General features: G+C 43.1%; 6 protein-coding genes. 2 read left to right on the top strand and 4 right to left on the bottom strand.

All coding sequences use genetic code 11. The annotated features are described in order from the left end of the window. Positions 1-164: 164 nt before the first annotated feature. Positions 165-3,002 (bottom strand): HD domain-containing phosphohydrolase, encoded by a 2,838-nt coding sequence (locus H8K32_RS05535; RefSeq protein ID WP_186911493.1) that lies wholly within the window; start codon positions 3,000-3,002, stop codon positions 165-167. 767 nt (positions 3,003-3,769) lie between these two features. Next, a complete protein-coding gene (locus tag H8K32_RS05530) occupies positions 3,770-4,657 on the bottom strand; it encodes a type 2 periplasmic-binding domain-containing protein (protein WP_186911492.1) in 888 nt (295 codons plus the stop codon). 548 nt (positions 4,658-5,205) lie between these two features. On the opposite strand from H8K32_RS05530, the gene H8K32_RS05525 reads away from it, so the two are divergent. Together H8K32_RS05525 and H8K32_RS05520 are read left to right on the top strand one after the other, a co-directional pair. Further along, a complete protein-coding gene (locus H8K32_RS05525) occupies positions 5,206-7,158 on the top strand; it encodes a DUF47 family protein (protein ID WP_186911491.1) in 1,953 nt (650 codons plus the stop codon). Next, entirely contained in the window at positions 7,155-8,792 is a 1,638-nt protein-coding gene (locus H8K32_RS05520; RefSeq protein ID WP_186911490.1) for a PEP/pyruvate-binding domain-containing protein, read from the top strand. The genes H8K32_RS05525 and H8K32_RS05520 overlap by 4 nt, the downstream gene beginning before the upstream one ends. Before the next feature lie 89 nt (positions 8,793-8,881). Here H8K32_RS05520 and H8K32_RS05515 read toward each other — a convergent pair whose 3' ends face one another. Both H8K32_RS05515 and H8K32_RS05510 read right to left on the bottom strand, forming a co-directional pair. After that, the gene (locus H8K32_RS05515; RefSeq protein ID WP_186911489.1) at positions 8,882-11,008 is read right to left on the bottom strand and encodes a UvrD-helicase domain-containing protein; all 2,127 of its coding nucleotides are present in this window, start codon (positions 11,006-11,008) and stop codon (positions 8,882-8,884) included. Beyond that, positions 10,995-12,884: an ATP-dependent nuclease gene (locus tag H8K32_RS05510; RefSeq protein WP_222613024.1), complete on the bottom strand. Its 1,890-nt coding sequence runs from the start codon at positions 12,882-12,884 to the stop codon at positions 10,995-10,997. The genes H8K32_RS05515 and H8K32_RS05510 overlap by 14 nt, the downstream gene beginning before the upstream one ends. Between the last annotated feature and the right edge of the window lie 145 nt (positions 12,885-13,029).

The following is a 13,029-nucleotide window of genomic DNA, read 5'->3' as shown; positions in this document are numbered from 1 at the left end:
GAACATTACAACACCCAATCAAAAAATTCTCCGCCAAGCCTGATGTTGACGTTTTCCAAGCATTTAAACAACGTTTAAATCGCGTATCGAATCGCAATTCGCATGATACTGACCACCTTTCAACTTTCACACGCATTCACTTCTCAATGGTGAATGAGTATAAATCATAAAGGCAGGCAGTATTTTTTCTCCACAACCAGTCGCAACATAGCATCAACTACTGCGTCATCAAATAAGGTGCCACGGTGTTCTCGAATTTCTTTTAATGCAGATTCAATCCCCATTGCGGGGCGATATGGGCGATGCGAAGACATGGATTCAACAACGTCGGCTACCGCCAGTATCCTTGCCTCGGGCAAAATTTGTTCCCCTTTCAATCCTTGAGGATACCCGCTACCATCCATACGCTCATGATGCTCTCGAATAATTTCTGCAATTTGAATCGGAAATTTTGCATCTTTAAGAATCTCATATCCTCGCTCAGCATGAGATTTAATTAATTCGTACTCTATTGCAGTTAAGCGCGTCGGTTTAGAAAGTATTTCCGCAGGGATCGCAATTTTCCCAATATCATGCACCAACCCTGCCAATTCAAGATACTTACATTGATCTTCGGTCCAACCCATTTCTCTCGCAATATCAAAAGCAATCAATCCGACCCGACGCTCATGCCCCGCCGTGTAGGGGTCACGCATATCGACCATTTTGGCAACCACCTCCAAGGTACTCTGCATTGAGAGCTCTAGTTGCTTAACGTAGGTCGAGATTCTCTCTTCAGCATGCAATCGCTCCGTAATGTCCTGCGCCATCACGATGATTGCCATTCGACCATCCCACAACCCCCTGCTAGCATGCGTTCCAAGAATAATAGCGTCACCAAATCTGGTCATTGCTGAAAGGTTCATTGCAATCTGGCGGGTACCGGCTTTGAACTCCCTTCGCGCATGCTTGATTTTTTCAACAGCATCTGGAGATGCATCAAAGACGTCGATAGAGTCTTTACCTATCATCTCAGATGGTGAGCGTCCTAAAATCTCTCCCATTCGGGCATTGGCATAAACGATATGTTCATCTTGAATAACATAAATGCCAGTAATCGTTTGCTCAAGCAAACCACGAATTTGCGATTCATGCTCAACCAACTCAGATTCCACTCGCCGGATTTCCGTCAGATCAAGCCATTGCACAATGACGTCATCCGCATCAATACTCACGAATCCGCGTACAGTGCGGTCAACACCGTTTTTGCAACGCAATTGAATTTCAGGAGAACGAATCACTCTGTTCGACACGTCCGATATGACCATCGCCAGATTATCTTCCCACAAGCTTTTGACTTTTTCCCGGAAGTCTGAAGATGCAAACACCTTAGCAAACCACGTTTCCTCATCCGCAATCTCTGCAAGCGGATATCCGAATGTCTCCTCATGTACACTATTAATTGCAAGCAGTTTTCGTGTCGATAATGAATGAATCTGTACTGGGAGAGGAGATACTTCAAATATACGTTTAAACCGCTGCTCACTTTCTATGCGCTGTTGCGTTTCCCGATCGCGTTGCTGCTCCGTTTCCCGCAATTGAAATCCGATTGAAATATTTCGTCCTACCTCCTCGATCAAATCCCGAAACTCCTCATCAAAATAATTCAACTGATTCGCATAAAAGGTGATGACCGCGACCGCTTCATTATTGACCAAAACCGGTATCGCAGCAGAAGAATAGATACCGTATTTTTCTCCTAATTCATACCATGAACGGGTACGCGGATCATGTTTAAAATCATTCGCAAACTGAATTTTCTTTTCGAGCATGCACATACGCGTCGGACCATGACTGGTATTCAACGCCGGATCTAAAGTAATGATCAAGTCTTCGACGTATGCAGACGCGTCTCCAGTTGCCGTGACAGGAACGATACGCCCAAGTTTTTCGTCAGGCAGGCCTGCCCAGGCAAGAACGAAACCACCATCTTCGTTCGCCGATTGACATATTTGCTGCAACAATTGAACAAGGTCTTTAGTATTGAAGATGAGAATATTGATATTGCTGGTAAAACGATAGAAGCTGTTTAGCCGTTCCATCCTTTTTCGTGATGCCAGTTCAGCACTAATATCATGCACAAATGCATTAAATATTCCAACATCCTGCTGCTGCACAAAAACGGCACTCACCTCAACATCCAACACCACGCCATGTTGACACTTCAGTTGAGTTCGAAAACGCGTGCTACCAGCCGCCTGAATTTGTTGCAGTCTGCGCGTAGTTTTCTCGGGACTACTATCGACCTCTAGCTCATACAAATATTTATTGCAAAGTTCCTCAACAGAAAAGGCACTCAATTTAGCAAGGCTTTCGTTGACTTCAATAATCCGACCTTGAGCATCTATCGTTAAATAACCGTCAAGCGATGCTCGCCTTGCCGCCATTAGCCGACCATCCATTGATGCCATCTTAACGATCGCATCCACATTTTTTATTCGCCAATAGAAATTTAAAAAAGCAAATAAAGCGAAGATAAACCCTACGCCGCCTGCAATAGCCGAATACACCAACTCTCTCATAGGTAAAATAACTTCGGCATAGTCAGTCTTGGCAAGCAAAAACCAATTCGTGCCAGTAATTGGCGCACCAGCTCCCAGCACGCGTATTCCGCGATAATCAATGCCATCCAATAACGCGGCGCTATTGGTAGTAAGCAACTCGGATGCCACAAGATTCGCCGTTTCTATCGGACGACTTAGCTTAAAGCGCTGGCTTGCGGGCTCAAACCGGAGCGCACTCAAATAAAAAATTTCATTATTTTTCTTCTCAAACAGCACCAATTCTGAGCTATTTGAATTCGAGGGCCATGCTGAAAGAATCTTATCGATAGTGCTGACAACTGAAACTTCAAGATAGACTGCACCAATAACAGGTGCGTCACGCTGATTCAAAGCATAAACCGGTCTTGCATAACCGAAACTCCAGATTCCATCTACGGCCTGATGAATATCAATCAGCACCGGACTTCGGTTTGCCATAGCCTGATTCAAGCATTCGCGCTCTAAAGGGGTAATTCCAGATTGATGTAGTGCCAGTTTTACATTCAGTGAACGGTCAAGTAATCTCACATCATGATAGCCATACGACTTACCTAACTGATCAATCGCTCGGTAAGCTTGGCTTGTTGCAAGATCAGACTGACTCACACCACTAACGCCTGATATGGCATCAATTACAAACTGTTCGCCAGCAAGATTCTCAGCATCTGCCTTACGTTCAAACAAAAAGCTCTCCACTTCTTGTTTTTTGTTAGCGGCAATGATCTTGATATCATCCTGAAGCTTTTCTTTTGACTGCTCCGCAAAATTGAAGAAAATGCTCAAACCCAGAACAATAAAAACGCCTGACAAGACCATCGCGATAAGAATAAGTCTTCGTGAAATATGGTGATTCAGTCGATTTGACATTACATACAGCCCCAGGTTGATTGCAAACAGCCATATGGAACGAAAAGAAGTGGCCTCGTCACGGCAAACGTCAGTTAATCCGACGATGATAATTCCCCCTCTCTGACTCGAATATAAAGAGACCTGAGCAATGATAGAGTTTTCATCTCAGTTTTACTCACCAGCAATTCAATGTAGCAAATTGTTCATCAAAAGTGTAGCTAATATTTTAATAAGCTAAAAATCCAACAACTCGGGTAATTGATCACTTCAGCATCGCATCGCTATTAGTGGAACTGCGAATACAAACTCACAGAGTCATTGTTTGCGAGTTAAGTCAATCAACGTACGTGGGGTGCGTACCAAAGGTCACTCTCATCGAGTGGAGTATCTTTAGGCAGTGCCGGATTACTCAATTTAATCAGACGACGTTTTTTTACATTCAATTGCTTAATCGCCACTTGATAATATTTATTAAAAATGGCGTCAAAACTCCCGTCTTTACGCATGATGTTTAATCCCGCTTCAATGCGCTCTTTCAATTGGCGATCAGCGGGATTAAAAAAGAAATAGTATGGAAACGGATAATAGATCAGCAAATTTTTCTCAATCACAATATCAGGATAAAGTTCATGATATTGCTCGTACTCAGGCAAAATTTCACCAACACCTCTGGGGAACATATCGAATCGATTGTTGGCCAACATCGCACTGAGCTGAACATAAGGTGCCTGAATCACGGTGATACCACGCGAGGTGTAAGCAGGAATATCAACCCAGTCGATACCTTGCCCGACGGTGAATTTTTTCAAATCATCTTCGGTTTTGATTTGATCAAATTTGCTTTGATCTTCTTTACGAATTAATGGTATCCGGTAACCTAATAAGCCTTTACGCAATGGAATGCGTATTACCAAGAATTTCTTTTCCATTTCTTCCGAGGTCGGATTCCAGATGACGTTTATTTCACCTGCATTTTGCTCCAACTCTTGAATCGAACGTTTTTTAGGAACGATCGTGCTGCTGGGGATGCACTCATACTTCCCATACTTTGCTTTAGTTTTTTCCAACGCCGTATGCAAAATTTCTATTACATCATCAAAACGTTTATCGGTATGAACATCATTTGCGGGATAGATCACGCGGGTCATCTTCGCCCGTGAATATACAGGTGTTACCAGGATAACAATCAGTAATAACAGATGGGTCAATCTGGCAATAGCTTTCATTTCTTCAGTATAGGCCTAGAATTTTTATTGTTAACGACAAATAGAATTCCAGCTCTTCTTATTGTTAAGGCAGGTTTTTCTGCAGAGTTCGCTAATTTAAAGGCTTTCTGTTTCCACAGAGCATTTTAATCTTCAACTTCTGTGTGAAGATCGGTGATTCCCTCTTCCGTTGGACAAATACATGTACCTAGTTGTCAACGCCCCCTTATTTTTTCACCATCAACAGGTCTTGAATGCAACACACCACTGCTCATTGCATGAAGAAATCTGAACTTCAACACTCAGTTATCAGCTTTCGCTCGGGAAGATTTTTTCACTTGATATTTATCAAAATTCGATCAAATAAAATTTGAACCTGAAGCAGTAAAGTTATCACCTAACTTGCACAATCAGACGCTCGCATCAGAGGAGAAATGAACTCAAAACACTTATTTAGACGTCTTAGTTTTGATGCTTTTTATCAATTCAAAAAGTGATGCTTTGTCATTCAATTGTCACTTAACAAACCTACACTTTAAACATTCATTTTGCTCATACCGAGAATCTCAATGCTTAAAGAACAGGCTGTCTCAGCACTTGGAAAACAATCATTATTGATGCCAGCGTGGGTCAAATCAGCACTCAATGCTAACGATCGATTGAAGCTGTATCTGACACTACTTCAGTCAGCGGCTCAGCATGCCAACGCACCGACGGCTGCGCTAAGCGACTTAGGAACCGAACTCGCGCAGGCTGGGCTGCAAGGTAGTACATGGCCTATTGAGTTGATTAAAACTGCCTATATCGATGGCGACACGCTTGTATTGCCGCAATTAAATCAACTGCTCGATGCGTTGACGGCAGATATCACGATCATGGCGCGCCCCGTGTGCGAAACTGACCGGACAGTTCCACTCAATATCACGGCACGACGTGATCACTGGATCAAGCAATTTGAGCAGATGAAAGACGACGAAGGTCTTACGCACGAGTCAATGACAGCACTAACCCAAGGCAATCGCAAGGATGGAGACAGTTTCCATCTATTAGTGATGGATTTGCATAAGCAGCTCAATGCGATGGCAAGCGAGATTGCGACCGAAATAGTCGATGGTGCAAACGTATGGCAAATTGAAGATAGCGACCGCCCGCTCATTCAAGCATTTATGCGCGGATTGCATCGCACAGCGCCACTCAAATTCTCTCACCCCGGATTAGACACCGCAGTAACCCGCGATGGCGCACGCTTGCTCATCCAGAATGACATTGGCACGAACGACGCGCATGTGCTGGTCATTGAGGTCGAACAAGACACTGTGAGCATGACTTATTCTGACTTACATGTGGAGCGTTTCGAGTTCTTTAAAGGAATGTTAGAGGAAATTGGCTTTATATGGACAGTATCGGCCCCGGTTCAATCCGATGCGCTCAATTCGGGTAAGCCTTACCGGGTTGGGACCGCCATTTTCAAAGCACAAGGACAAGACCTGCTCAATGGTCTGGAAGCTGCCGCATCGCGGATTGTTTTTGTGATTGACTGGAACCGCGCCCGTAAGCGCCTGCGACATTTTTTGAACAAGAACCAGGCGTATTTGATTCTTCAACGTGCGGCAAAAGAAGAATGGGGACACATGGCATGGCTGCTGGCTGGTGGAGAACAATTGGTTTTTAATGCAATGCAAGCCGTCGATACCGAAGCGTTTCGGATCGGTGATCGCCTTGATGAAGTGCTTGGCGAATCCGTTGCCACGACATTCTTGCTGGAATTGATGCGCATGTGCAGCAGCATTTTGCGCCAGCAACAACCGGTCGCATTGGTCGCTGACGAAGCCCGAATGCTACTGGCGCGAGCACTGAAACAACGCACGTTTGGCTTTGACCTGCTGGCAGAACATGCTGCCTATTGTCATACACTTGCGATAGCATTATGCGACGTACTGGAAAGTGGACAATCCACAGAAGCCAGGCACATGACAGACGTCGTATCTCGCGCCAAAGCCTGGGAAAGACAGGCCGATCATCAATTGATGGATGCACGACAGCGCGCAGAACGGCACGGCCAATGGCTGCCCGTGGTGGACTTACTCGAAAGATCCGATGATGTGGCAGACGCCTTAGAAGAAGCAATCTTCATTTATTCGATGACCTTGATTGAACCGCTCAAGGGACTCCCCTCAGAAGTCAAACAAGCGCTTCTGCTTTTGGCAAACACCACTCTCGCGGCGATACAAGATTTAATCAAAGCGATCGAAATTGCACGTCATATCAATGTCTTAGGCGAACCGATAGACAGCGATTTATTTTTACAAGCACTGTGGCGCATGCTACGTGCCGAACGGGTGTGCGACGATCTATCGCGGCAGGCACGTATGACCATCGTACGCTCACTACATTCGTCAGCCGCGGCGTATAGCCTTGCCAGCGATCTGGCCAATATCATCGAAAAAGCTTCTGATCATCTACTCGCTGCTGGGTATGCATTGCGTAAGATGGTGTTCACTAAAACAGGTATCTCGTCATGACGTCTTCAACACACTGGCCTAAACATTTCTTCCTGATTTCGGGCAACAACACTGATCACCATTTCAATCACAAACCTAGACGTGAGAGCATGGGAACCAAGGCGTACAATTTATTACGCATGGCAGAAATCGGGCTGCAAGTTCCCCCTGCTTTGGTAATCGGTACGGATTTTTCTCAACGTCCGGAAGAATGCTTCAAGCCACTCTTTGATATCGGCTTACCCGCACTACAAAACGTTGCAGGCGAAGTCTTTGGCGACATCCGCAATCCCCTGATTGTTTCAGTGCGATCAGGTGCATCGGTGTCGATGCCAGGCATGATGGAAACGATACTCAATGTTGGCATTAGCGACGCCACCTTATCTGGATTTTTGCGTAAAACTGGCAACCCGCGCCTGGTGTGGGACGCATATCGTCATCTGGTCGCTTGCTACGGCGAGATCGTATCCGGCGTCCCGGCGTCTTTATTTGAAAATGAGATTGCCATCATCGCCCAGGGACGCGACGAGCGTGAATTGGATTTCAGTGAATTACGCGCATTAACCAAACGCTTTTTGGCAATCTATCAAGAACAGGTCGGTCAGCCATTTCCACAAGACGTGCATGTGCAACTGACCGGAGCAATTCACGCCGTATTTGCGTCATGGATGTCAGACAAAGCAGACACCTACCGGCATTTAAATAAGATCGACGCGGCAATAGGCACAGCCGTCACCATACAAAGCATGGCGTTTGGCAATAGCGGGGCACATTCTGGCGCTGGCGTTGGATTTACCAGAGACCCAACCACAGGTGAACAAGGTCTTTGGGTTGATTTTTTAAGCAATGCCCAAGGCGAAGACGTGGTCTCAGGTCGCCGCAATGCTGACGCTCATCAGGGTCTGGCAACCGTTGCACCAGCAGCGTGGCAAAAACTTCAGGAAGCAGCACAAGCACTGGAGCAAGAATTCTCAGACATGCAGGATTTTGAATTCACCGTCCAGGATGGCGTGCTTTACATGCTGCAATCGCGTTCAGGCAAACGCACTCCCCTCGCCTGCGCCCGCATTGCACTGGATTTGCTAGATGAAAATATCATCGACGCCGCTACCGCCTTACAACGCACCGAACAATTAAAAGAAGAAGAGATAGGAACCATCAGACTATCACCACAACACAAAACCTCTTCCGACATCGCACCTTTAGCGAAGGCCGCATCCGCATGCCCCGGCGTAGTCTCTGGCAAAATCGTGCTCGACGCACAAAGCGCCGCTGAACACGCTAAAGGCGGCGTATCCACGATTCTGGTCAGACAAGACGCAGAGACCAGCGACATTGCCGCATTGGATTCTGCAGCAGGCCTTTTAACAGAACGCGGCGCTCGCACCTCCCACGCCGCCGTCGTCGCCAGACAACTAGGCAAAGTCTGCCTGGTCGGTTGCAACACCCTGCGCATCGACATGACAGCCCGCACCGTCAGCTTTGCAGAAACCACGCTACACGAAGGCGACATCATCACCCTCGACGGCAATGAAGGCTTGATCTATCACGGCAAAGTAGCGGCTGTATTGATCCCCGATGAAGCACTACTCAAACGCCTTCGCGCCCTGCGCAAGTCAGCAGGTGCAGGGCATCATGGTAGGCGTGAGAAGTGAAAATTGGTAGGTTCGAGGCGACACTGGCATCGCCTCCATTCTGCATTTCAAATTGTGGCTAGCCATCGTATAAATCAGAAAAAAACCAATCATTCAGACATTTGAACTCCAGCTACTTCCCATGGTTTAATATCACCAAAAATAGCTTTAATGCCATTCTCTATACCCAAGATATCATCCAAATACAGTACTCTCAGATTTTTTATCGCCCGAGAGCAAGCAACGTAGAGCAAATGCTTTGTGTTAAGGTGTTTTTCTTTCTCATGCGGATCGGCGAATATGAATTCCACTTCTTCTTGAGTTTTTTTCACAACCTCAAAATAATTTTTAAATTTATTGGCATTATTTCTTCCAAAGCTATGTTCTAAAATAATGGCTACATTCTCGTACTCCTCACCCTTAGTACCATGATAGGTGTGGTAAGAAATTTCATTATTTTCAATGCCATCAATAAAATTAGCCCATTTTATTAATGAGTTGATTGGCAACTCTAAAACACTATTTATTTTTCCTTTAGCTGTATCCTCAGCCTCCGAATCACCATTCATTAGAGTATTAATGTCGTCTAACAATGCTGACTGAAATGCATCGGCAGAAGTAATCTTACGAGACTCAAAATTAATTCGATTAATTAATGCTCTAGCTAGTGCTTCTGTAGCCTCACTATTTTCAAGTCTATCAATAATTATGTCGATCCAGTCTTTGAATGAATTGACTACTTTTTTTTCTAACTCACGGATAACCAAGCTTGCCTTGGAAAAAGCCATATTTTTGCTAGCCACTCCAAAAATATCGTAGTAGGAAACTATGCCCTTCTGTATGTCATGGTATAGCTTAACTAAGTGGTAGATGGTTAAAACCGTTGGGTGTAGTTTTTCCAGTTGTTGAGATAATACTTGGGCATTTAAATTATCATAATAGATTGATGAATTTTGATAAACTTCATACACATCACCAAACCCGTTAAAGCTGGCCATGAGTTTATTTGTTAATACCAAGCAGTGAATTTTAGTATCTTCATCAACTTCATCTCCTAACTCTCCATTGCATTTGATCAGAGCTTCTTTATACTCGACTAGGAATTGTTGTGCAGTCGTTAGTTTTTGGTCTGATACATTGTAGAAAAAGTTTACCGAACCAGTATTTCGCTCTTCAAAAATAGGTTCTTGAACTATTTCATCAGCACGGATTTTATTCACAACATCAATTATTTGACGATGTGAGCGTCGATTAAATATCTTATCGACATTAACCAGTCCAGCATGAAGATCTGCAATCTTTCCTCCGACTCCATCGTCATAAATGCTCTGAGCAATATCGCCGAAGTAGCCCACCATCCAATTTTTATTGTTTTTTATGGCGTAGCCATGAATGGTTTTGATAAATTTAACGACATTGGCATGTGTATCCTGATATTCATCAATAAAAAAATATGGGTAGCTATCAATAATAATGCGGCAAAGAGTAGGGTAATTTTCAATTAGTTTCAATCCGTACTCAAGTAAGGTATCGTGACTGAACTTCATGTAGTGAAGTCTGTCGGCATTTACCTTGCTGTCATAATTAACACGTTTCTCTTCTCCTGCATCAATTCTTTTTAGACACTCTTTAAGTCTTTGATTTTGATATAGTAATTCAACCACATATTTGAAATTTCCTACATTTTTAAAGCAATCATCAAGAAACGCGGGGCTGTTAACCTCAATGTTGCTATAAGCATTTTTGAAAAGTTTGGCGCCTAAATCTCTTGATTTATAGAAAATATCTTTGGTCTGCATAGCAAACTCAATGAATTCTTTCTTTTGTTGCTCCCCAAGCTCCTTATAGAATTTTACTTTATCGGAACCGTCGAGATTGGAACTAATTTTATCTATAACCTCTTCTATCTTTTCCTTATGACATAACAAAAGCTCAGGTTGAGCCCTTTTAATAATCTCCCATAATCTTTCATGAATTGTTGAAACGTGTATCGTCTCTGAGTTACCTAATCGGCTCTTTATTTCATTTACCGCAATATTTGTATAGGTAATACACGCCACTTTTTGAGCACTCTTGCTAGCTGCTATTTTATTGACGGCAACGTATTTAAGCGTTTCTATAAGGGCATAGGTTTTGCCTGCACCGGCCCCAGCATTAAAGCGAAAGCTTCTGAAGTCATCAACATGTTTAATAATACGTTGCTGAATCTGTAGTTCCGCCATCTCATTTTTTGTCATCAGATGTAGCCTCTCTACTTTCATTTGTCGCATGTTTAGCCTCTACAGCAACAAGCTCCTCAGCTTCACTTAATGAACGCATATCGTTAGTTTTCAGTTTAGTGACAAGCCAACCTAAACCATTTTCTAAGTAGTTTGGTAGCTTCGGTATATCCTCCCCCTCGTCCGCTGAAAGGAGACTAAATAGCAACTCATTAGAGAACTTGCTCTTACTGTCTGAGAGTTTCTTCTGTAATTTATAAGAGTTATGGATCAAATTTTTTCGTAATTTATTCCCATTATCGTCATTTAAAATGTCCTGGTATATATCGGGCTTACATTTTTCAATTGCACTATTGATAATATTGTTTTGGTAGTTAGTTAAGATTAGCGCCTCTTCTAAACTAGTTGCATGTTGCTCTTCAATAGGGTCCTTTTGGAATACCACATAAAGGTTACCATCTTCAAAAAACTCAATGTCATCAAGTTTATCCGCGTCATCTATTAACTTATCTCTCAGTTTTTGATTGAACTCTTTAAGGGTCGTATTGGTTGTCTTACGATCAGCTAGCTTAGTGATTTGAACAAAGCCGGGATCCGAGCCCAGTACACGAGGCGTATCACCATCTTTAGCCAGCTGTCCACATACTTCACAAGACTCATTTTCTGTGTGCTTTTCGTCCTTCTCACATTTTGCACGTTTTATATCTAAATCCGTCACAATCAAGCTAGGAACACAAAGTTTTTTCGCCAAAGGCAAATACAATTTTCCGTGAGCGCCATTTATATTAAACACGGAGATATAGTAATTACTAAGAATTGAGTGTTTTTCCAAGTAATAATTTAGCAAGGTTTCTTCTGTAATACCCTCAACAAAAATAATAGCGTCAGAGAAGAACAACTCTGAGACCTTATACTTTATGTGCTTCTTAATGAAATTTAGCGTTTTGTCGGTGTCGCCAACTTCACTGGAAGCCACGGCCTCATCTGTCAAATTTATGACTTTAGTACATTTATCAATTGTTGTTAAATAATTGAGATTATTAAACGTATTACTACTATGAATCTTACTATTTACGATATGAGACGAGTGGGTCGTAATTGCGATCTGGCAATGTAGCGTTTTTTTAACTGTTGAAGATGCATTTGCGATCTCAAGTGCCTTTGTTACTGCATTATCAATGCGCTTGATGAAGAATTCCTGCATCTGAGGGTGCATAAACGCTTCTGGCTCTTCAATAAAAAGTAGATTAATTCGACTAAGATGACTTTTGTCTTCATAGCTATCAACAAAATGAATAATTTCACCAATAATATTCAACAGATTAATATAGCCCAAGCCAAATTGATCTTCAGGTATGTTGTAATCTCCATCCATGAAGTTGTATTTGATCAGTCCTTTCATAACGGCATCATAAGTAACGTTACCAGACAAGCTTAGATCAACTTTTTCTGTACTTTCGATTTCGCCTAAGACTTGAGAAATATCAGTACTTTTAGACCCTACCTTGTCAGTTATCTCAACATTAATCCCTCCTATACTTGTTTCCAAACTTGAACGAGATTTAGGGTCATTGGTGAACTGAAAAGCAACTATCTTGTTAAAAATATCGCTCAGCACACCTTCTTTAAGGTGGCGGTTTGCTTTGATTTCTTTAATATTTATCAGTTTTTTTAGGGAAAACTTATCTGTTGCATCCCCATTACGATCTACGAATGTAGTTTTATAGAGACTTCCATCAGTTTTACCTACTCTTGTTTCTTTTGAAAGCAATGCGTAAAACTTATCAAACTGCTGCCTATCGTTTAGTTTATGACCCTTTGAATATTCAGCCGTAAAAATCCTGTAAACTCCCTCTTTAAATTCAGCCTCCTCTGCAAGTGCCACATTAACCATGATGCGTACACTAACTGGGTAAGCACCCGGTCAACACAGGTTGACCGATCCTTAGATTGATGATCGGATTTATTGAGCAGGCTTCCAGTTGTGCGGAAGTAGTTCGCTGATGCGGCTGAATGGTTGCAATGGTAGCCTTTCCAAT

The organism is Cognatundibacterium jejuense (assembly GCF_014284255.1).
In the GTDB taxonomy this organism is placed as follows: Bacteria; Pseudomonadota; Gammaproteobacteria; order Burkholderiales; family Burkholderiaceae_D; genus Undibacterium; species Undibacterium jejuense.
The sequence above is the reverse complement of the archived record's forward strand: the minus strand, read 5'-3'. Positions and strand labels throughout refer to the sequence as shown.

Bases quoted from the DNA above. Each gene is read 5' to 3' on its own strand.
- H8K32_RS05515 (WP_186911489.1), bottom strand. From the start codon at position 11,008: ATGACAAAAAATGAGATGGCGGAACTACAGATTCAGCAACGTATTATT.
- H8K32_RS05525 (WP_186911491.1), top strand. From the start codon at position 5,206: ATGCTTAAAGAACAGGCTGTCTCAGCACTTGGAAAACAATCATTATTG.
- H8K32_RS05510 (WP_222613024.1), bottom strand. From the start codon at position 12,884: ATGGTTAATGTGGCACTTGCAGAGGAGGCTGAATTTAAAGAGGGAGTT.
- H8K32_RS05530 (WP_186911492.1), bottom strand. From the start codon at position 4,657: ATGAAAGCTATTGCCAGATTGACCCATCTGTTATTACTGATTGTTATC.
- H8K32_RS05520 (WP_186911490.1), top strand. From the start codon at position 7,155: ATGACGTCTTCAACACACTGGCCTAAACATTTCTTCCTGATTTCGGGC.